Annotated in this window: 19 protein-coding genes and 1 pseudogene; 3 read left to right on the forward strand and 17 right to left on the reverse strand. The window is 63.4% G+C overall.

From position 1 onward, the window contains the following. Window positions 1-52: 52 nt before the first annotated feature. From gspF to DK842_RS04255, 7 genes are all read right to left on the reverse strand, one after another. Window positions 53-1,264, reverse strand: coding sequence for a type II secretion system inner membrane protein GspF (gene gspF, locus DK842_RS04225; RefSeq protein WP_114060238.1), 1,212 nt, complete (start codon window positions 1,262-1,264; stop codon window positions 53-55). Next, the gene (gspE, locus tag DK842_RS04230; protein ID WP_114060239.1) at window positions 1,264-2,724 is read right to left on the reverse strand and encodes a type II secretion system ATPase GspE; all 1,461 of its coding nucleotides are present in this window, start codon (window positions 2,722-2,724) and stop codon (window positions 1,264-1,266) included. The genes gspF and gspE overlap by 1 nt, the downstream gene beginning before the upstream one ends. Further along, window positions 2,721-4,835, reverse strand: a complete 2,115-nt coding sequence (gene gspD / locus DK842_RS04235) for a type II secretion system secretin GspD (protein ID WP_114060240.1) — start codon at window positions 4,833-4,835, stop codon at window positions 2,721-2,723. The genes gspE and gspD overlap by 4 nt, the downstream gene beginning before the upstream one ends. A gap of 9 nt (window positions 4,836-4,844) precedes the next feature. Then, entirely contained in the window at window positions 4,845-5,480 is a 636-nt protein-coding gene (locus DK842_RS04240; RefSeq protein WP_114060241.1) for a type II secretion system protein N, read from the reverse strand. Between the two features lie 270 nt (window positions 5,481-5,750). Continuing rightward, window positions 5,751-7,532, reverse strand: a complete 1,782-nt coding sequence (locus DK842_RS04245) for an acyl-CoA dehydrogenase (protein ID WP_114060242.1) — start codon at window positions 7,530-7,532, stop codon at window positions 5,751-5,753. Between the two features lie 154 nt (window positions 7,533-7,686). Then, complete coding sequence (locus DK842_RS04250; protein WP_114060243.1) at window positions 7,687-8,619, reverse strand: electron transfer flavoprotein subunit alpha/FixB family protein; 933 nt, start codon at window positions 8,617-8,619, stop codon at window positions 7,687-7,689. A 3-nt stretch (window positions 8,620-8,622) separates the two neighbouring features. After that, the gene (locus DK842_RS04255; protein ID WP_114060244.1) at window positions 8,623-9,372 is read right to left on the reverse strand and encodes an electron transfer flavoprotein subunit beta/FixA family protein; all 750 of its coding nucleotides are present in this window, start codon (window positions 9,370-9,372) and stop codon (window positions 8,623-8,625) included. Between the two features lie 246 nt (window positions 9,373-9,618). Between DK842_RS04255 and DK842_RS04260 the strand changes: the two genes are divergently transcribed. Next, entirely contained in the window at window positions 9,619-10,035 is a 417-nt protein-coding gene (locus DK842_RS04260; RefSeq protein WP_114060245.1) for a MaoC family dehydratase, read from the forward strand. Between the two features lie 3 nt (window positions 10,036-10,038). On the opposite strand, the gene queG is transcribed toward DK842_RS04260, so the two are convergent. After that, a complete protein-coding gene (queG, locus tag DK842_RS04265; protein WP_332835401.1) occupies window positions 10,039-11,076 on the reverse strand; it encodes a tRNA epoxyqueuosine(34) reductase QueG in 1,038 nt (345 codons plus the stop codon). Window positions 11,077-11,113: 37 nt separating this feature from the next. Here queG and tsaE point away from each other — a divergent pair, with 37 nt between their 5' ends. Both tsaE and DK842_RS04275 read left to right on the forward strand, forming a co-directional pair. Next, window positions 11,114-11,608: a tRNA (adenosine(37)-N6)-threonylcarbamoyltransferase complex ATPase subunit type 1 TsaE gene (gene tsaE, locus DK842_RS04270; protein ID WP_114060247.1), complete on the forward strand. Its 495-nt coding sequence runs from the start codon at window positions 11,114-11,116 to the stop codon at window positions 11,606-11,608. Next, window positions 11,566-12,807, forward strand: coding sequence for an N-acetylmuramoyl-L-alanine amidase (locus DK842_RS04275; protein WP_114060248.1), 1,242 nt, complete (start codon window positions 11,566-11,568; stop codon window positions 12,805-12,807). The genes tsaE and DK842_RS04275 overlap by 43 nt, the downstream gene beginning before the upstream one ends. A 68-nt stretch (window positions 12,808-12,875) precedes the next feature. Here DK842_RS04275 and yacG read toward each other — a convergent pair whose 3' ends face one another. The 9 genes and pseudogenes from yacG to DK842_RS04320 form a co-directional block, all read right to left on the reverse strand. Next, entirely contained in the window at window positions 12,876-13,067 is a 192-nt protein-coding gene (yacG, locus tag DK842_RS04280) for a DNA gyrase inhibitor YacG (protein WP_114063600.1), read from the reverse strand. A 5-nt stretch (window positions 13,068-13,072) separates the two neighbouring features. Beyond that, window positions 13,073-13,831, reverse strand: a complete 759-nt coding sequence (gene zapD, locus DK842_RS04285; RefSeq protein ID WP_168191805.1) for a cell division protein ZapD — start codon at window positions 13,829-13,831, stop codon at window positions 13,073-13,075. A gap of 36 nt (window positions 13,832-13,867) precedes the next feature. Beyond that, a pseudogene (gene coaE, locus DK842_RS04290) lies at window positions 13,868-14,514 on the reverse strand (dephospho-CoA kinase). Further along, a complete protein-coding gene (locus tag DK842_RS04295) occupies window positions 14,466-15,386 on the reverse strand; it encodes a prepilin peptidase (RefSeq protein ID WP_114060249.1) in 921 nt (306 codons plus the stop codon). The pseudogene coaE and the gene DK842_RS04295 overlap by 49 nt, the downstream one beginning before the upstream one ends. Then, window positions 15,386-16,609 carry a type II secretion system F family protein gene (locus DK842_RS04300; RefSeq protein WP_114060250.1) on the reverse strand — a complete coding sequence of 408 codons (1,224 nt, stop codon included), beginning with the start codon at window positions 16,607-16,609 and terminating at the stop codon, window positions 15,386-15,388. The genes DK842_RS04295 and DK842_RS04300 overlap by 1 nt, the downstream gene beginning before the upstream one ends. A 39-nt stretch (window positions 16,610-16,648) precedes the next feature. Continuing rightward, window positions 16,649-18,355, reverse strand: a complete 1,707-nt coding sequence (gene pilB / locus DK842_RS04305; protein ID WP_114060251.1) for a type IV-A pilus assembly ATPase PilB — start codon at window positions 18,353-18,355, stop codon at window positions 16,649-16,651. Between the two features lie 168 nt (window positions 18,356-18,523). Continuing rightward, window positions 18,524-19,648 (reverse strand): porin, encoded by a 1,125-nt coding sequence (locus DK842_RS04310; RefSeq protein WP_114060252.1) that lies wholly within the window; start codon window positions 19,646-19,648, stop codon window positions 18,524-18,526. 396 nt (window positions 19,649-20,044) lie between these two features. Next, the gene (locus DK842_RS04315) at window positions 20,045-20,365 is read right to left on the reverse strand and encodes a ComEA family DNA-binding protein (RefSeq protein WP_114060253.1); all 321 of its coding nucleotides are present in this window, start codon (window positions 20,363-20,365) and stop codon (window positions 20,045-20,047) included. Between the two features lie 54 nt (window positions 20,366-20,419). Beyond that, window positions 20,420-21,241 (reverse strand): cytochrome C assembly family protein, encoded by an 822-nt coding sequence (locus tag DK842_RS04320; protein ID WP_114060254.1) that lies wholly within the window; start codon window positions 21,239-21,241, stop codon window positions 20,420-20,422. Between the last annotated feature and the right edge of the window lie 100 nt (window positions 21,242-21,341).

Consider the following 21,341-nt stretch of genomic DNA (forward strand, 5'->3'; position numbering starts at 1 on the left):
CGCCGGGTTGCTTCAATGGGTAATCGGGATGCGGTCTCTGATGACGGGACCGTCAATGCACCATCTGGTTCATGTCGATGATGGGCATCATGATGGCCAGCACGATCAGCAGCACCATGCCGCCCATTACCAGAATCAGCAGCGGCTCCATCAGCGTGGTGAAGGTGGCCAGCTTGCGCTCCACCTCCTGCTCCTGCTGCTGGGCGGCGCGGTCCAGCATGTGGGACAGCGTGCCGCTGGCCTCGCCGCTGGAGATCAGATGGATCAGCACCGGCGGAAACTGCCGGCTGGCGTTCAGCGCGCGCGACAGCGACACGCCCTCGCGCACCTTGGCCATCGCGTCGGCCACCGCGTCCTGCATCGGCAGCATGGTCATCAGGCCGCGCGCCGTCTCCAGCGCGGTCAGCAAGGGCACGCCGGCGCCGACCAGGATGGACAGCGTGCTGGCCATGCGCGCGGTATTGAGGGCGCGGAACAAGCGGCCGAACACCGGCAGCTTCAGCACCCGGGCGTGGAAGCGCCGCTTCAGCGCCGGCGCGCGCAGCGCGCGGACGATCAGGCAAACCGCAGCGACGATGGAGATCAGCAACGCCACGCCCCACTGGCGCAGGAAATCGCTGCAGGCCACCAGCGCGCGGGTGAGAAAAGGCAGCGTCTGCTTGGTCTGGGCGAACACGCTGACCACCTGCGGCACCACGTAGCTCATCAGGCCGGCCACCACCAGGATGGCCACCAGCGTCACCACCGCCGGATAGGCCAGCGCCAGCGTCACTTTCTGCTGGGTGTTCTGCCGCTTGTCCAGATACTCCGCCAGCCGCGACATCACCATGTCGAGATGGCCGGACTGCTCGCCGGCCTGCACCAGCGAGCGATACAGGGGCGAAAACACGCCGGGCGCGGCCGACAATGCCTGGGCGAAGCTCTTTCCTTCCAGGATGTCGCTGCGCAGCGCGGCCAGCACGGTGCGGCTGCGCGCGTTTTCCGATTGCTCGGTGACGGCGGTCAGCGCCTTCTCCAGGGTCAGGCCGGCGTTGAGCAGCGTCGACAGCTGTTCGGTGATCATCACCAGCTCGGCGCGCGGCAAGCCGCGGCGCAAAACATTGCTGCCGGCGCCGCCGGTCTTGGCGTTGACGCTGTCCACCGTCACCGGCAGCAGGCCGCGCTCCCTGAGCTGCCCGCGCGCGGCGCGGGCGGAGTCGGCCTCCAGCAGGCCGCTCTGCTCCTTGCCCGCCGCGTCGTAGGCGGTGTACTTGAAGGCCGCCATCAGCTCCTCGTCACCCGCAGGATTTCTTCCAGGCTGGTCTCGCCGGCCTTGACCCAACGCAGGCCGTCGTCGCGCAGGCTGCGCATGCCGTGGCGGGCGGCGTGGTCGCGCAGCCGGTGTTCGGACGCGCGGTCGTGGATCAGCCGCTGCATGGCATCGTCGATCAGCATCAGCTCATAGATGCCGTAACGGCCCTTGTAGCCGGACTGGCCGCAGGCCGGGCAACCCACCGGCCGGTAATGGATGGCTTTGGGATCATCCTCCAGCGGCACCGGGTGCGGCGCCTTGCATTGCGGGCAGACGCGGCGCACCAGCCGCTGCGCCATCACGCCCAGCAGGCTGGAAGCCAGCAGGAAGGGCTCGACGCCCATGTCGGTCAGCCGGGTCACTGCGCTGGCGGCGTCGTTGGTGTGCAGCGTGGCCAGCACCAGGTGGCCGGTCAAGGACGCCTGCACCGCGATCTGCGCGGTTTCCAGGTCGCGGATCTCGCCTATCATCACCACGTCCGGATCCTGGCGCAGGATGGCGCGCAGCGCCTTGGCGAAAGTCATGTCGATGCGGGCGTTGACCTGGGTCTGGCCGACGCCGTCCAGGTGGTACTCCACCGGGTCCTCCACCGTCATGATGTTGGTGTGGTTGGCGTCCAGCCGCGACAGCGCGGCGTACAGCGTGGTGGTCTTGCCGGAACCGGTGGGACCGGTGACCAGCAGAATGCCGTGCGGCTGGCGGATCAGCTTGTCCACCGAGGCCAGCGTGTCGGCGGCCATGCCCAGCGTCGCCAGGTCGAGCTTGGCGTTTTCTTTGTCCAAGAGGCGCAGCACCACCCGCTCGCCGTGGCTGGTGGGCAGCGTCGACACCCGCACGTCCACCGGCCGGCCGCCCAGCCGCAGCGAGATGCGGCCGTCCTGCGGAATGCGCTTCTCGGCGATGTCGAGGTTGGCCATGATCTTGATCCGCGACACCATCGCCGCGTGCAGCGCGCGATGCGGACTGACCACGTCGCGCAGCGTGCCGTCCAGGCGGAAGCGCACGGTGGAGCGGTCTTCGAAGGCCTCGATGTGGATGTCCGACGCGCCGTCGCGCAGCGCCTGGGTCAGCAAGGCGTTGATCATGCGGATGATGGGAGCGTCGCCCTCGCTCTCCAGCAGGTCCTCCACCGTCGGCAAGGATTCCACCATCTGGTTCAAATCCAGATCCTGGCCGATGTCGTCCACCATCTCCGCCGCCGCGCCGTCGCGGCTGGCGTAGTGCTCGGACAGGCGCTTCTCGAACTGTGAGGCCGTCAGCGTCTCTACGCCCGACAGCCCGCCGCCGTGCAGGCGCAGCGCCTCGCCCCAGGCCGCGGGTTTGGCGTCCTCGCGCAGCAGCAGCACGCGGCCGGCCTCCCCATCCAGCAGGATGACCCCGTTGGCGCGGGCGAAGGGAAAGGGCAGCAGCGTGGAGAACTTGGCTTGCATCATTGCTCGGCCTTGGGCTTGCCGCCGCTCTGCAGCGCGTCCAGCGCGCCGCGGATGCTGTTTTGCGGCAACTCCTTGATCAACGCGTTGGGATCCAGAGACAGCTTGCTGTTGCTGCTCTTGATCACATCTCCCATCACGTAGTTGTAGCGTTCGCCGGCCACCGCGCGGTTGCCGATCTCGTCGCGGATGATGGTCGGACGGATGAAGATCATCAGATTCTTCTTGTCGCGGGTTTTTTCCTGGTACTTGAACAGGTTGCCCAGTATGGGAATGTCGCCCAGCAGCGGCACCTTGTTCTCGGTATTGCCGGTGCTCTGCTGCGTCAGGCCGCCCAAAGCCACCAGGCCGCCGTCATTGACTGTCACCACGGTGTCCAGCGTGCGGCGGTTGAAGGTGGGGCCGGAGGCGTTGGTCACCGTCTGCGGGTCGATGGAGTCCGCCGCCTGGCTGATTTTCATCCGGATGGTGCCGCCCTCGGAAATCTGCGGCGTGATCTCAAGGCCGAAGCCCACGGTCTTCCGGTCATAGGTGCTGTAAGGCGCGTTCGAGCTGCCGCTGGTGCCGGACGGATAAGTGGCGCTGATCACGCCCACTTCCTGGCCGATCACGATCTTGGCTTTTTCGTTGTCCATGGTCACCAGCTGCGGGCTGGCCACCAGATTGCCCTGCGCCTCTTCCTCCAGCGCCTGGGCCAGCAAGCCCAAGGTGGGAATCTGCACGCCGCCGACGGTGATGTTGTTGATGATGCCCGCGGTCAGCCCGCCGCCGGTGAGGCTGTTGACCAACGAATTCAGCGGGGTCGGATTGGTCGCGTCGGTTTTGCCTATGATGGACGGCGCCTTGGGAAAGCTGTTGCCGACAAAGCCGTTGGAGCCGAAATTGGCCGACCACTGCACGCCTATCTTGGTCGCCCGGCTGGCCGACACTTCCATCACCAGCGCTTCCACGTAAACCTGAGCCCGCCGACGATCCAGCAGATCGATCACATTGCGCAGATTCTGGTACATCGGGTCAGGCACGTTCAGGATCAGCGCGTTGCTATTGCTGTCCGCCTGTATCATCGCGCCGTATCCCGCTCCGGACGGAGAGGACGATGACGACGAGGCCGCGGCGGCCGAGCCGTTGTCGGCCGCCGCGGCCGGATTCTGCGCGGAAGCGGCGCCGCCGGCGGAGGAGCCGCTGCTGACATTGGCCATCAGATTGGCGCTGCCGCCGCTGGAAGACGCGTTGCTCAGCGTGCTGCGTCCCTGCACCGGGCTGCCCTCTCCCGCCAGCAAGGCACGCAGGGTCTTGGCCACATCCGCCGCCTGCGCGTTCTTCAGATACACCACCCGCACATTGGAGCCGGCCTGGCTGGGTTGGTCCAACACCTTGAGCAGGCTCTTGACCTTGCCTATTTTGCCCGGCGTGTCGGCGCGCACCAACAGCACGTTGGCGCGCGCATCGGCCAGGATGGTGGTCTTGCCGCCGTCGGCGCCGCCTTCCTGCATCAGCTTGTTCAGGCTGTTGGCCAGTTCCACCGCCGAGCCGAACAGCACCGGGATCACCACCGTGTCGCCGGCGGCGGCGGACTCCACCGATTCGATGATGGACTCGATGCGCTGGATGTTGTCGGCGTAGTCGGTGACGATCAGCGCATTGGACTGCGGATAGGCGGCCACCGTATTGTTGGGAGAGACCAGCGGCCGGATCACTGGCACCAGTTGGTTGGCGTTGCTGTTTTTCAACGCGAACACCTTGGTGATCAGCCGGTCGCCGTCGCCGCGCGGGATGCTCTTGCTGGCCTTGGCGTGCAGCTTGGCGTCCGCCTCCGGCACGATCTTGATCACGCCGTTGCCCTCCACCGCGGAGAAACCCTGCAACCGCAAGGACGACAGCAGCACCTGATAGGACAGCGAGCGCGGCACCGGACGGCTGGAGACGATATTGACCGTGCCCTTCACCCGCGGATCGATGATGAAGTTCTTGCCGCTGATCTCGCCTATCGCCTTGACCACCGTTTCGATGTCGGCGTTGACGAAGTTGAGCATGACCGTATCGTTTTGCGGCGCGGCGAGCAGGTTGCAGCTGTAAACCAAGGCCAGGGCGGCGACGAGTTTGGAAATTCGCATTGCACTCTCTTATTGGCGAATCATCGCGGCGGGATCCACCGCGGGTTGAGGCTGGGCATCGGGCACTTGGCCCGGCACCGGCACCGGCATGGCGCCTGGCATGGGCTGGGCCGGCGGCATCGCCGGAGACGGCTGCGGCAGCGATTGCGGCATGTCGCCGCCGGTCTGCGCGCCGCCCCCGCCCTGCTGCAGGGGGACGAACTGTTCGTTGCCGCCGGAGCGCAGCGTGATGCCGTTGGGCGCCACCTTGACCAGCTCCCAGCCATCCGGCGTCTGCTTGCCTTGCAGCAGCGGCTCGGGATGGCCGTTGCTGTCTATGATGGCGAAGCCTTGCACGCCTTCGCGGCTGGGCGCGTACACACCGAGCAAGCGGACCGGCGGCGGCGCCGCCATCGCCTGCTGCGGGGCCTCGCCGAACCAATGGCCCTGCGCGGCGGCTGCGGCGGCGGCCTGCGGCTGAGCCGGCGCCAGATCGCGATAAGCGCCCGCGGACGGCGCGAGCAGCGCGCTCGCCTGCTGGCCCAGCCAATACGCGGTCAGCCCCAACGCCAGGACGGGCAAGGCCTTGTGCCACTGCCGGCCCGGCAAGCGCCAACGGCTGAAATCCAGCCTCCGGCGCGTGATTGTCTTGTCCCCTGAACCCATCGGCTTCCCGTATTGTGAATGATGCTGATCAACCGCCCCTGTCGGCACGCTAGATTAAGCAGCAAGGGGACGATTTTGCAATAGCTCGTTCGAATATTTGATGACAGATAAAAATTTAGTCATCGTTAATATTTACGCCAGAACCGCCAGCCCATTGATTCCCGCCTCATATCGCTTAGCGATTCTTACTGGGAAAATGCAAACTTTCGGCATTTTCGCATAAAAAACGCCGCGACAAACTCGCGGCGTCCGGAAGTCCAACAAACCCGTTCAGAACTGATAGTCGTCAAGCGCCAGCGCGCTGTCGGCTCCGCCCAGGATGGCCGCGGCAAGGCCGGAAACCTGCGGCAGCAGGTGCTCGGCGAAGAAACGCGCGGTGACGATTTTGGCATTGAGGAAATCGGCGTCCGCATCGGCCTCCTGCAACTTGTCCTTGGCGATCAGGGCGGCGCGGCCCAACTGCCAGCCCCCCAGCACGATGCCCATCAGCTTCAGGAACGGCACCGAGCCGGCTGCGGCCAATTGCGGCTGGCTGCCGAAGGTTTCCAGAATGAAGGCCACGCAGCGCTCGGCGTCGGCCACGGCGGCCGCCAGATTGCCGGCGATGCTGTCGAAACCGGCCGCCTGCAGCTTGGCGACGGCGGATTGCGCCTCGGCCAACAGCGCGCGCGCGGTGACGCCGTGATCCAGCGCGGTCTTGCGGCCGATCAGGTCCAGTGCCTGGATGCCGGTGGTGCCCTCGTAAATCGCGGTGATGCGCGCGTCGCGATAGTACTGGGCGACGCCGGTCTCCTCGATATAACCCATGCCGCCGTGGACCTGGATCGCCAGGCTGGTGATCTCGTTGGCCTGCTCGGTGTTCCAGCCCTTGACGATGGGAATCAGGAAGTTCAGCAATGCCTGGTTGCGGGCGGCCTCGTCCGCCACCGGATGGCGCGCGGCGCGGTCCAGCGCCGCTGCGGCATAGAAGGTCAACGCGCGCTGCGCTTCGATCTGGGCGCGCATGGTCATCAGCATGCGGCGCACGTCCGGGTGCCGGATGATGGCCACGCCGGCCGGATCGGGCGAGCCGACAGCGCGGCTCTGCACCCGCTCGCGCGCGTACTCCACAGCCTTCTGGTAGGCGCGTTCGGATACCGCCACGCCCTCGATGCCCACGCCCAGCCGGGCGTGGTTCATCATGGTGAACATGTAGTTGAGGCCCTTGTTCGGCTCGCCCACCAGGTAGCCCACGGCGCCGTCGCCGTCGCCGAAGCTCATCACCGCGGTGGGGCTGCCGTGTATGCCCAGCTTGTGTTCCAGCGACACGCAGCGCACGTCGTTGCGCGCGCCCAGCGCGCCGTCGGCGCCCACCAGGAACTTGGGCACGATGAACAGCGAGATGCCCTTCACCCCGGCCGGCGCGTCCGGCAGACGGGCCAGCACCAAGTGGACGATGTTCTCGGCCATGTCGTGCTCGCCCCAGGTGATGAAGATCTTCTGGCCGCTGATGCGGTAGCTGCCGTCCGCCGCCGGCACGGCCTTGGAGCGCACCTGAGCCAGATCGGAGCCGGCTTGCGGCTCGGTCAGGTTCATGGTGCCGGTCCATTGGCCGCTGGCCATCATCGGCAGGTAAATGTCCTTCAACTCGTCGGACGCGTGATGGTGGATGGCTTCGATCGCGCCCAGCGTCAGCAGCGGCGCCAAAGAGAAGGCCAGATTGGACGCGCACCACATTTCCTCCACCGCGGCCGCCAACAACGCCGGCATGCCCTGGCCGCCATATGCCTCCGGCGCGCGCAGGCCCACCCAGCCGGACTCGACGTATTGCCCCCAGGCGTCCTTGAAACCTGGCGCGGCGGCCACTTCACCGTCCTTCCACTTGGCGCCCTGGTCGCCTTGCTTGTTGATCGGTGCCAGCACGCCCTCTGCGAACTTGGCGGCCTCCTCCAGCACCGCGTCGGCCAACTCCACCGAGCATTCTCCGTATCCGGGCAGGCCGCAGATCGACGGCAGCTCGGCCAGTTCGTTCAACGCAAAACGGATGTCCTTGATTGGTGCGTGATAAATCATCGCGCTTCTCCTCTGCTTCTCTCGCGTAGGCCCGCGGCGCGCGGGCCATGAAAAAACCGGCGCTCATGCTTGGGCGCCGGCTGCTGTTGTGTGTTCCGGCGGCTATGCTGCCTGCTCGGTCGGGGGCGCTTGCGGCCGCGCCCCCGGCTGGCGCTTACTTCGACAGTTCGGCCACCAGTTCCGGCACCACGGCGAACAAGTCGCCGACGATGCCGTAATCGGCCACCTGGAAGATCGGCGCCTCTTCGTCCTTGTTGATGGCGACGATCACCTTGGAGTCCTTCATGCCCGCCAGGTGCTGGATCGCGCCGGAAATGCCGACGGCGATGTACAGCTGCGGCGCCACCACCTTGCCGGTCTGGCCGACCTGGTAGTCGTTCGGCGCGTAGCCGGCGTCCACCGCGGCGCGGGAAGCGCCGATGGCGGCGGTGAGCTTGTCGGCCAGCGGGCCGATCACGGCCTTGAACTGCTCTTCCGAACCCAATGCGCGGCCGCCGGACACGATCACCTTGGCCGAACCCAGCTCCGGGCGGTCGGACTTGGTCAGCTCCTGGCCGACGAAGGCGGACAATTGGCTGTCCGCGCCGGCGGAGATGGTTTCCACGGCGGCGGAACCGCCCTGGCCGGCCGCGTCGAAGGCGGTGGCGCGCACGGTGATCACCTTGATCGGATCGGACGACTGCACGGTGGCCATCACGTTGCCAGCGTAAATCGGACGCACGAAGGTGTCGGCCGATTCGATGGCGGTGATTTCGGAAATCTGGGCCACGTCCAGCAAGGCCGCCACGCGCGGCAGTAGGTTCTTGCCGAAGGAAGTGGCCGGAGCCAGCACGTGGCTGTAACCCTTGGCCAGGCCGACGACCAGCGCGGACAGGCTCTCGGCCAGGCCGTGGGCGTAGTGGGCGGCGTCAGCCAGCAGCACCTTGGCCACGCCGGCCACGCTCTTGGCGGCGTCGGCGGCGGCGGCGGCGTCGTGGCCGGCCACCAGCACGTGCACCTCGCCCAGCTTGGCGGCGGCAGTGATGGTGTTCAGGGTGCCTGCTTTCAGGCCCTGGTTGTCGTGTTCAGCGATAACGAGAATGGCCATGGCTTACAGCACCTTTGCTTCGTTTTTCAGTTTGGCGACCAGTTCGGCGGCGTTGGCCACCTTGATGCCGGCGGAGCGGGTGGCCGGCTCGGCCACTTTCAGCGTCTTCAGACGCGGCGCGACGTCCACGGCCAGTTCGGCCGGGGTGGTCTTGTCCAGCGGCTTTTTCTTGGCCGCCATGATATTGGGCAGCTTGATGAAGCGCGGCTCGTTCAGGCGCAGGTCGGCGGTGACCACCGCCGGCAGGCGCAGCTTGACGGTTTCCAGGCCGCCGTCGATCTCGCGGACCACGTCCACGGTTTCCGCCGACAGATCCACCTTGGACGCGAACGTGCCCTGGGCCCAGCCCAAGAGCGCGGAAGCCATCTGGCCGGTCTGGTTGGCGTCGTCGTCGATCGCCTGCTTGCCCAGGATCACCAGTTGCGGCTGTTCCTTGTCCGCCACCGCCTTCAACAGCTTGGCCACGGCCAACGGTTGCAACTCGACGTCGGTCTCCACCAGGATGGCGCGGTCGGCGCCCATCGCCAGCGCGGTGCGCAGCGTTTCCTCGCACTGCTTGACGCCCATGGACACGGCGACGATTTCGGTCGCCTTGCCGGCTTCCTTCAGACGCACGGCTTCTTCGACGGCGATTTCGTCGAAGGGGTTCATCGACATCTTGGCGTTGGCGACATCGACGTCGCTGCCGTCGGCTTTGACGCGGACTTTCACGTTGTAATCGACAACGCGTTTCACTGCGACTAGAACTTTCATATTCCTCCAGCAAACATCTGTGGGTTAATCGAACGCGGAAGGCAAAGAACGGCCAGCTGTGCCTGATTATGCCCCAAGCAAAATTCAAACGAGCGTTTGGTTTGTTCGCGCCGGCGCGACGCGTGGTGAAAATGCAACTCGGCGACGATAGTACGTGATTTCCCCGCGGTTTGCATTTCAGCCCGGAACTGTCACAATGCCCTATCGCACTGCAGCATTTCCTTGTCATAAACAACTGGAGCTGTCATGACCGTCCATTTCGAAGACCTCGTCGTCGGCCAGAGCGCAGAAGCCGGAAAAACCATCACCGAGGCCGACGTGCTGCTGTTCTCCGCCGTCAGCGGCGACAACAATCCGGTTCACCTGGACCAGATCTATGCGGCGACCACGCCGTTCGAGACCCGCATCGCCCACGGCATGCTGACCGCCAGCCTGATTTCCGGCGTGATCGGCACCCGTCTTCCGGGCTACGGCACCATCTACCTGTCCCAATCCACCCGCTTCAAGGCTCCGGTGCGCATCGGCGAAACCGTCACCACCCGCGTCACCGTGGAAGAGCTGATTCCGGAAAAGAAACGGGTGCGCCTCTCCACCCAATGCCGCGTCGGCGACAAGGTGGTGCTGGAAGGCGAATCGCTGGTGATCGCGCCGTCGCGCGCCTGAACGTCAACATTCGACGCCATGCCGGGCCAGCGCCCAGCGCACCGGCTCGGCCACCAACTCGTCGGGAAAATCCAACCTCCGCCTCAGCGCGGAGACGATTTCCGGACTGGTGGGCGCGTTGCCCAGCCCCACCGCCAGATTAGACAGCCATTTGTGATAGCCGATGCGGTAGATCGGGCTGCCCGCCATCCGCTCGCGGAATTCTTCCGCGCTCCAGTCGAACAGTTCTACCAGACTGCCGCCATCCAGACCATGACGCACCGCAAAATCAGCCTCTCCTGTTAAAGCGCCGAACCGATTCCAAGGACAGAACAGCTGGCAGTCGTCACAGCCATACACCCGGTTGCCGATCAGGGGGCGCAATTCCTGGGGAATCGCGCCCTTCAACTCTATAGTCAGATAGGAAATGCAGCGCCGGGCATCCACCGTATACGGCTCGACGATGGCGCCGGTGGGGCAGACATCCAGACAACGAGTGCAGCGCCCGCAGTGGCCGTCCTCCGGCTCATCTTCCGGCAAGGGCAGATCGGTCAGTATCTCGCCCAGGAAAAACAGCGAGCCCTGGCGCTTGGTCAGCAGCAGCGTGTGTTTCCCGCGCCAGCCCAACCCTGCCTGCGAAGCCAGCGCCACTTCGGCCAGCGGCGCGCTGTCGGTGAACACCCGGTAGCCGAAAGGGCCGATGGCGCCCTTGATGCGCTCGGCCAGCCTCTGCAGGCGGTTGCGCAGCACCTTGTGGTAGTCGCGGCCCAGCGCGTAGCGCGACAGGTAGGCGCGGGCGGGGTCGGCCAGCACCGCCTCGGCGGACTCGGCCTGCGGCCAGTAGTTCATCCGCAGCGAGATGACGGATAGGGTGCCCGGCACCAGTTCGGCCGGCCGCAGCCGCATGGCGCCGTGGCGGGCCATATAGTCCATCTCGCCGTGGAAGCCCGCCGCCAGCCAGGCTTCCAGCCGTTGCTCCGCCTCCGGCGGCAGCGCGGCGCGGGTGACGCGGGCGTCGGCGAAACCGGCTTCGCGCGCCCAGGCTTTGATTTGGCGCGACAATTCGGGATAATCCGGTTTTTGAGGAGGATTCTCAGTCATGGCGATGGATGATACCAGCGTTCAAAGCGGCAGCCTGGCCGACGAGAGCGCGACCCTGGCGCTGGGCGCCGCCTTCGCCGCCGCCGCCGAGCCTGGACTCACCGTCCATCTGCTGGGCGACCTGGGCGCCGGCAAGACTACCTTCACCCGCGGGCTGCTGGCGGCGCTGGGCCACCGCGGCAAGGTGAAAAGTCCCACCTACACCCTGGTGGAAAGCTACGCCTTTCCTGAATATAGTGTTCATCATTTCGACCTGTACCGCTTCGCCGATCCGGAAGAATGGAACGACGCCGGATTCAGCGAATATTTCGGCCGCGACAGCCTGTGCCTGGTGGAGTGGCCGGACAAGGCCCGCGGCCTCGCGCCCGCGCCGGACATCGCGCTGGAACTTGCCGTCGCCGGCGATGGTCGCACCTATCACTTTCAAGCCCTGAGCCAAACCGGACAGTCATGCCTGAATCGACTTTCGACCCCACACGCCGCACGCTGCTAGGCGCGGCGGCCGCCACCTTTCTGCTCGCCGTCAGCGGCAAAGGCCTCGCGGCCGGCAGCCAGATCGTCGCCCTGCGCATCTGGCCGTCGTCCACTTACACCCGCATCACGCTGGAATCCAGCAGCGCCGTCCAATACAAGCAGTTCACGCTGGCCAACCCCAACCGGCTGGTCATCGACCTGCAAGGCGTGCAGCTGAACGGCGTGCTGAAGGACATCAGCGGCCAGATCGCCGCCGCCGACCCTTATATCCGCAGCGCGCGCGCCGGCCAGTTCGACCCGGAAACCGTGCGACTGGTGCTGGACCTGAAGACCGACGTCAAGCCGCAGGCCTTCACCCTGGCCCCGGTGGCCGAATACAAGCACCGGCTGGTGGTGGACCTGTATCCGGCCAGCGGCCAGCAGGACGACCCGTTGCTGGCGCTCTTGCAGGACTACAACAAAGGCAAGCTGGAACAACCCCCTGCCCAGATCAAGCCCAAGGCCAAGAACGCCGACCGTCCCATCATCGTGATGCTGGACCCCGGCCATGGCGGCGAAGATCCCGGCGCCGTCGGCCTGCAGGGCAACCGCGAAAAGGACGTAGTGCTGAAGATCGGCCACCAGTTGAAGCAGCTGATCGACGCCGAGCCGAACATGAAGGCCTACATGACGCGCAGCGACGACGTGTTCATCCCGCTCGGCGTGCGCGTGGCCAAGGCCAGAAAGCTGAACGCCGACCTGTTCGTCTCCATCCACGCCGACGCCGCGCCCAACCGCGCCGCGCGCGGCTCCTCGGTGTTCGCGCTGTCGGAGAAAGGCGCCACCAGCGCCTTCGCCAAGGCGCTGGCGCAAACGCAGAACGACTCCGACCTGATCGGCGGCGCCAAGATTGGCAGCAAGGACAAATACCTGGCCCACACGCTGCTGGACCTGACCCAAACCGCCACCATCAACGACAGCCTGAAGCTGGGCAAAACAGTGTTGGGCCAGCTGGGCGGCCTGAACAAGCTGCATAAAAGCGCGGTTGAGCAAGCCGGCTTCGCCGTGCTGAAGGCGCCGGACATTCCCTCCATCCTGGTGGAGACCGCCTTCATCTCCAATCCGGAGGAGGAACAACGACTGATCACCGCGGAATTCCAGCAGCAGATGGCCAACGCCATCTTCAGCGGCGTCAAACGCTATTTCGCCTCCGGCGCCGCGCTGGCCGCCCGCGCCTGAACGCCATAGCCAAAACAAAACCGCCGGACAGATCGTCTGGCGGTTTTGTTTTCGTGCGCCGCTCCGGCTCAATGCGTCGGCGGCATCTCTCCAGGAGGATGATCCTCCTCGGCCGGCACCCGATAGCTCTCGCTGGCCCACTGGCCCAGATCGATCAGGCGGCAGCGCTCGCTGCAGAAAGGACGGTAGCGGCTCAGGGGCTCCCAGCGCACTTCTGTTTTGCAGGTGGGGCAGGCGACGACGCGTACGGATTCGGACATGGCGCTCAAAACTTGCAATTGGTCAGTTGGAACTCGACATCCTGCTCGGTCTGGCGCGGGCGAGCCTCGCCGGTCACCGCGCTGACGAAACGGATATTGAGCGCGTATTTGTTGGCCGACAGCTCCGGCAGCAGCTCAAGATTATCGTCGTAGGCAACCTGGATCAGCTGCACCACCTTGCCGCCGGACATCTGCTGGAAAGCGCCCTTGCGCGCGACGTAATGGTAGCTCTTGCCGCTGTCTCGCAGCAGATGCAGCAGAATTTCCGCGGCATCGGCAGTGGGCATCAACGGCGCGGCCCAGCGGCGCAGGTCCTGCCGCCGCACCTCGGCGGAGCGCTGCTGCCACAGGTGGTAAGACGGCAGGTCGAACTGGCAGGTGCCGCCGGGGATGCCGGCGCGCTGCTTGATCGCCATCAGCCATTCGTTCTCGCGCAGGTTCTGGCCGAACTTGCCGGTCAGCGCCAGCAACTGGGAAGACGCGCGCTCAATCTCCTCCAGCACGCCTTCCAGCGTTTCCTCCGCGACATTGGGATTGTCGCGCAGGGCCTCCAGCATCTGCTTCTGCCGCTCCAGTTCCTGCAGCAGGTCGGCCTTCAGGTCGGCGCGGGACGCCGTCTCCATCAGCTCGAACAACACCTGCAACGCGGCGTGGTGATCATGTGGATGATCCTTGCCTATGAAGTAGGCCAGCCGCCCGTACAGATACTCCAGGCGGAGCAGAATGCGGGTGCGCTCGGTGACAGGAAATTCAAAACTGATCACGGCAGATCTGCCCTTCTCCATGGCTTGGAACAAGCCCTATAACAATGCTTTGACAAGATTTGCCAGATAATAACTGTGTTTGGCATCAACTTGAAGCCTCAATTCTGCCATGCCGCCGCTATTGTCGATGACATCGTCGGCGCGGCGACGCCTTTCTTCCCTCGAGACCTGCGCAGCCATGATGGCGCGAACCGCGTCCGCGCTCAAACCGCTGCGCCGCATCACTCTCTCGATCTGCGCATCCTCGCCGCAATCCACTGCCAGCGTGCGCGCGAGCAGCGGCAGATAACGGCCGCTTTCGAACAGCAGCGGCACCACCAGCAGCGCGTAATCGCCGTCGGCAAGCGCCAATTGCCGCGCGCTTTCCTGGTAAATGGCGGGGTGCAGAATAGCCTCCAGCCGCTTCCTCTCCTCCGGAGCCGCGAACACCCTCGCCCGCATCGCCGCGCGATCCAGCGAACCATCCGCGGCCGCCGCGCCTGCGCCGAACGCCTGGACGATCTCATCCATCGCCGCCCCCCCGACGCGGTCAACTGATGGGCGATCCGGTCGGTATCCACCACCGGCACCCCTAGCTCGGCGAAGCGATCGGCCGCCGCGCTCTTGCCGGAGCCGATGCCGCCGGTCAGTCCCACTACCGGGATAGCCATGACAAATATCCATTCACGATTTGCTCGCCCCATACCAGAGCGATCCAGCCCGCGGCGGTCAGATAGGGGCCAAACGGTATTTCTTGCCCGCGGCCGATGCGCGAGAGCGATAGCATGACGATGCCGCAAACCGCGCCGACAAACGAAGACAACAATACGATCAATGGCAGCATTGTCCACCCAAGCCAGGCCCCCAGCGCCGCCAACAACTTGAAGTCGCCGCCGCCCATTCCATGTCGCCCAGCCACCAGCTTGTACGCATTCGACACCAGCCATAGCGTCATATAGCCATAAACCGCGCCAAGCACGGCGGACGCCAGCGGCACCTGCCCCGTCTGCAAATTGAACAGCAGCCCGCCCCATAGCAAGGGCAACGTCAGTCGGTCCGGCAACAGTTTTGTGTCGAGATCGATGAAGGCCAACGCCAGCAGAAAAGCCGTCAACAACAGCGCGCCGGCCAGTGGCCAGCCCCAGCCCAGCTTCCAAGCCAGGAAACCGAACAGCAGTCCGCACAGCGACTCCACCAATGGATAGCGCCAGGAGATGGCCGCGCCGCAAGACCCGCACTTCCCGCGCAGCAGCAGGAAGCTCAGCAGCGGCACATTGCGCCAAGGAGCCACCGGCGTCCGGCAAGCCGGACAATGCGAGGCGGGGCGCCACAAATTGTATTCGGCCTCCTCTCCCATTTCCTGCCGGGCCTGCAGCGCAGCCAGCCGCAGCGAGGAGGATCCGCCCCCCTCGGCCAAATATTCCACGCTATCGGCCAAAAACTCCCGCTCCTCCATTCTGGGCAAGCGGCAAATCACCACATTGAGAAAACTGCCTACCAGCAATCCAAACACCACCGCCACGCCGACCAGCCAAGCCGGGTGCGTGGCCAGCAGCCATCCGATATCGTCCAGCATCAACCCACCACCTGACCCATCTTGAAAATCGGCATGTACATCGCGATCACCAGCCCGCCTATCAATATCCCCAGAATCACCATGATCGCCGGCTCCAGCAGGCTGGAAAGCGCGGCTACCGCATTATCCACTTCTTCCTCGTAAAAGTCGGCCACTTTGTCCAGCATCTGGTCCAGCGAACCGGACTCCTCGCCGATGGAGGTCATCTGCAGCACCATATTGGGAAACAGGTCGGTGCGCTGCATCGAATAATTAAGGCTGGAGCCGGTATTGACATCCGCCTGGATCCGCCGGGTCGCCTCGGCGTATACCTGATTGCCGGCAGCCCCGCCGACCGAGTCCAACGCCTCCACCAGCGGCACGCCGGCGGAGAACAGCGTGGACAAGGTCCGCGCCCAGCGCGCGATGGTGGCTTTTCTGATGATGTCGCCCACCACCGGCACCCGCAGCAGAATGCGATCCATCTGCTCCTGCATCCTGGGCGTGCGCTTGAACGCGTAGAAAAAGGCGAAGATCGCGCCGAAGAGGGTTCCGAAAATCAGCCACCAGTAATGCACGAATTGGTCCGACAGCCAGATCACGAACAGCGTAGGCGCCGGCAGATTGGCGCCGAAACTGGAGAATAAGTCTTTGAATGCCGGGATTACGTAGATCATGATCACCGCGGTGATGATGAAAGCCGTGCCGACGATGGCGGAGGGGTAAATCAGCGCCGACTTGATCTTGGACTTGATGGCCATCACCTTTTCCTTGTAGGTGGCCAGCTTGTCCAGCAAGGTATCCAGCACGCCGCCCGCCTCGCCGGCGGCGATGATGTTGCAGAACAGCTTGTCGAAATACAATGGCTTCTTGCGGAAAGCCTCGGCCAGCGAAGAGCCCGTTTCCACGTCCGCCCTCACCTCCAGCAACATCCGAGTCACGGCAGGATTGCCGTGGCCCTTGGCCGCGATGTCGAATGCCTGCAGCAAGGGCACGCCGGCGCGCATCATCGTCGACAGCTGGCGGGTGAACAGCGTGATGTCCCTCTCGGTGATCTTCTTGCCGAAGCCGCTGCGCCGGCGGCGGATCTTGGCCACGTTGATGCCTTGCCGGCGCAACTGGGTCTTGGCGACGGCTTCCGACTCGGCCCGCAACTCGCCCCGTATCATCTTGCCGGACTTGTCCTTGCCCTCCCATTCCCAGATGTAGCCTGGATTCGTCTTCTTGGCCGCCGTGGTCGCCATCGCTCCGCCTTCCCTTTATTCGCCGCCGCTCATTGCCGCTCAGTCGTTGGTCACCGCCTCGACCTCGGCCAGCGAGGTCACGCCGCGCATCACTTTCAGCAAGCCGGCGCGGCGCAAGTCGACCATGCCTTCCTCCCGCGCCAAGTCGGAGATATCCACCGAGGTCCCGTTCTTCATGATCAGCCGCATCATCGCATCGCTGATGGGCATCACTTCGAATATGCCGACCCGTCCCTTGTACCCGGTATTGCGGCACTCCTCACAGCCGACAGGACCATAGGGATGCCATCCCTCCGCCAGGTCGTCCTTGGAAAACCCGGCGCGCAGCAAGGCCTCCTCCGGAATCTCCACCGGCTGCTTGCAATGATTGCACAGCTTGCGCGCCAGGCGCTGCGCCATGATCAGCAAAACCGAACTGGCGATATTGAACGGCGCCACGCCCATGTTCAACATCCGGGTCAGCGTGGCGGGCGCGTCGTTGGTATGCAGCGTGGAAAACACCATGTGCCCCGTCTGCGCCGCCTTGATCGCGATGTCGGCGGTTTCAAAGTCGCGGATTTCCCCCACCATGATCACGTCCGGGTCCTGTCTCAGGAAAGCCTTCAGCGCCGATGCGAAAGTCAGTCCAGCCTTTTCATTGACGTTGACCTGATTGATGCCGGGCAAATTGATTTCCACCGGGTCCTCCGCGGTGGAGATATTGGTATCCGGTTTATTAAGGATGTTGAGACAAGTGTACAGCGACACCGTCTTGCCGCTGCCGGTGGGGCCGGTGACCAGCACCATGCCGTAAGGGCGGGCGATCGACTTCAGCAAATGCTCTTTCTGCTCCGCCTCGAAGCCAAGCTGGTCGACATCCAGCGACGCGCCCGAGGAGTCCAGAATACGCATCACGATCTTCTCGCCGAACAGCGTGGGCAGCGTGCTGACGCGAAAATCTATCGCCCGGGTCTTGGAAATCACCAGCTTCAGCCGCCCATCCTGCGGCAACCGCTTTTCCGAGATATCCAGCTTGGAAATCACCTTGATGCGCGAAGCGATCTTTTCCTTCAGGATCAACGGCGGTTGCGCCACCTCCTTCAGCACCCCATCCACCCGGTAGCGGATGCGGTAATACTTCTCATACGGCTCGAAGTGGATGTCGGACGCGCCGACGCCTATCGCGTCCAGCAACATCTTGTGGATGAACTTGACCACAGGGGCGTCATCCACTTCGACCTGCGGCCCGCTATCCACCTGCGCTTCGGGATCGGCAAACTCGAGATCGCCCAAATCTTCGCTTTCCAGCTCCTTCAGCGCCGCAGTGGAACTATCCTGATAACGCCCGACCGTCCTCCCCAGCTTGTCGTCCTCCACCACGACGATCTCTACGGTCAGCCCGGTCTTGAAGGTGATCGCGTGGTAGGCGGAAGTCTGGGTTGGGTCCGAAGTGCCGACATATAGCTTGTTGCCGCGCTTGAGCAAGGGCAGCAGTCTGCGGCTAGCGATCACCTCCTCGTCCACCAGCCCCTTGGGCAATTGGTCCATGTCGAGCGAAGCCAGGTCCAGCAACGGATAGCCGAAAACGCGGGAAGCGAATACCGCCACTTCCCTGGCCGTCATTTTCTTGCTGAGGATAAGCTGCTCGACAAAGCTGATATGGGAAACCGCCGCATGTTTCAGAATGGCGTCCGCATCCTGCTGCAGCAGCATATTGTGCTGAACCAGGGCTCTGCCCAGGCCGGAAATCCCCGCCGTAGCTTCCATAAGCGATATCGATCCAGTAACGACCCTGCGGTCATGATCAGGTACAGGCTGTGACGCTATTATATGCGAAGCCACGCGTGGCAGCCTCGCCGTTTCAGGCTTTCCGAGCGTAGGCGATAAAAAAAGAGCCGCCGAGGCAGCTCTTTTTCAAACAACGCGGGTTCTGACTTAGAAGCGATGGATCAGGCCCAGCCCCAAGGAGTTTTCGTTGTCGGTGCCCGGGTACTTCCACTTCACGTGGCCGTAGGATGTATACACGTCGGTACGCTTCGACAGCGCGTAATCCAGGCCAAGCACGAACTGGTCGTAACCAGAATCATTAATGGTGGTGCCGCCCATGGTCGCGTTATAGCCTTTGGCATAGGACAAATAGGGCGTGAACGCGCCAAAGGTATAACCGCCAGTCAGCGCCAACTCCTTGGTCTTCAGCTTCGTAGTATTAACAGCCAGCTGCGCAGCGGCGGCAGTGCTACCTCCTGCGACCAGGCCAGCTACAGCAACGTTATTAGCCATGGTTCCCAAAGCGCTGTTGTAAAAGGTGCCGAAACCATAGCCCTGGACCTGCTGGTAACCGAACGCCAGATAAATGTTGTTGGCGTTATAGCCCGCCTCCAGACGATGCCAATCCTTGTTGCTGCCGACCACGTTGCTAGCGTCCCCCCAGCTGGCATAGCTGTACTTGCCGAAGTAGCCGGCGTTTTCGTAGCTGAGGCCGATATTGACGAACTGCTGGTTGGTTCGCGAGCCATCCAACCCTGCGATGCGGGCCTCATCGAAGCCAAACAAGGCCATATAGCTGAAGCCATACCAGTTGGGACTGTCATAGCGGACGGCGTTGTTCACGCGGGTATCCATGCGGGTGAACATGCCCAGACCGCCTACGCTCTGACCGCTGTAATAACCCGGATCCACCTGCTCCATATCCATGTTCGGATAGTTGGACAGGCGGCCCAAGCGGATTTGACCCCAGCTGTCGCCAGCCAAACCGATGAAGGTGTCGCGGGTGCCAAAAGTATCGGCGCCGGTACCGTCGACATTGAGCCGACTTTCAACCTGCCAGATCGCCTTCAGGCCATTGCCCAGATCCTCGCCGCCCTTGAAGCCGATGCGGGAAGTCCAGTCATTGATCTCCGAACTGCCCTGCGGCTTGCCGCTGGAATCCAGAGCCAGCGTCGACCCATAAGTCTTGTTGTACTCGTAACCGGCGCGAATCTGCCCGTAGATGGTCACGTCGGCCATGGCGGCCGCAGGCAGGGCGGCAGCCAACGCCAAAGCGATGAGCTTCTTGTTCATTGCAAATCCTTTCAAGTCAGTTGATTGTGTCCTGTTGGCTTCCCGGCTAGGCCGTTTGCCCGGACATTTATGTGCCGACGGTATATTCCATCGATCGCTGCACCCAATATAAGACTGACGTTGCAAAAAAACAAAGAACGCCCTGCCATGACAGGTAAAAATCAGCAAAAAAACAACAATACAATGCTATCCAATTGTTTACAAACCAGTTACCTCATTAAGCCCGCCCCTTGCCAGACGCGGAAAAACAACAAAATTCGCCATAGTGTTGTCGATTAAACACACTTGATCTTCCCCATTCCCACAAAAACCAAGACAGTTAAAATTCATACAAAATAAAAACGCCACTCAGAGGGAGTGGCGTTATCCGATATGGGCGAGTATCTGCGACGGCAACTACTTGGCGGCTGGCTTGGCGGCCGCTGGCTTTGCCGTCGCGGGCTTCGCCGCCGGCGCGGCAGAGGCGCCGCTCACGCTGATTTCCTTGCGCAGGCCATCCAGGGTTTTGTCGCCAATGCCGGAAACCTTCTTCAAGTCATCCACCGTCTTGAACGGACCGTTCTTGGTCCGGTAGTCGACAATCGCCTTGGCCTTGGCCGGACCGATGCCTTTCAGCGCTTCCAGTTGCTGCGGCGTGGCGGTGTTGATGTTGACGGCGGCCAAGGCGACATTGCACAGCAACAGCAAACCGGCGAAAACGGCTAACAGCTTCTTCATGGCAAGCTCCTAAATGAAAGTGCGGTCTGTGATCGTCAGCGCCGGACAAGCGACTCATCCGCGCTGCAGGATCAATTCTAAGACCACCTTGCTGCCCACGTATGCCAGCATCAATGACAGGAAACCGGCCAAGGCCCAACGGATCGCCACCTTGCCGCGCCACCCCCTGAGCCGGCGGCCGATCAACAAACCTGCGAAAATCAGCCAGGACAACACGCCAAACACCGTTTTATGCGTCAACGCAGCCGCCTGGCCGAACACCTCTTCGGAAAACAGCACGCCGGTCAACAAGGTCAACGTCAGCAGCAGAAAGCCGACGGCGATCACCTGAAACATCATTTTTTCCAGCGTCAACAAAGGCGGCAATTGTTTGGCCAGCATGGACACGCGGCGATGATGCAGCGCGCGCTCCAGAATCAGCATCAACGCGGCGATCAGGGCGCCGATCGCGAACAGGCTGTAGGCCAGCATGGACACCAGGATATGCAAGACGAAAGCCGGGTTGGACAAATCGCTGACCAGATGGCGGCCGGGAAAGGCGATGGCGAAAGCCAGCGCGGCCATCGCCAAAGGCATCATGAACAGCTGCAGGCCCTCCACCTTGTAGAAAAAGCTGCAAGTCCAGTAGATCAGCAACATGATCCAGACCATCAAGCTCAGCGCGTGGCCGATGCCCAGAGCCAGGCCGCCGCTGGCGCTCAGCGGCGCCACCACCACCACGGCCTGCGCCAGCAGCAAAGCGCCGAGCAGGCTGTGCTCAAGGCGGGGATTGCGCGGCCAGCGCGCGGTGCCTTTCCAGTTGGCCAGGTAGTGCCAAGTGAAGGCCCCGTAGGAGAGGATCAGGAACAGGGACAAAACGAGCAGGAGACTGGTCATATCGGCTATGTGATCAAATCCGGGCGCTGCCCGGGCGGCTCGTGTTAAAATCGATGGATTTGAGAGTCTACACCAAGCTGCCGTTCGTTGGCAGAGAGTA

The sequence above is a fragment of the Chromobacterium phragmitis genome (assembly GCF_003325475.1).
In the GTDB taxonomy this organism is placed as follows: domain Bacteria; phylum Pseudomonadota; class Gammaproteobacteria; order Burkholderiales; family Chromobacteriaceae; genus Chromobacterium; species Chromobacterium phragmitis.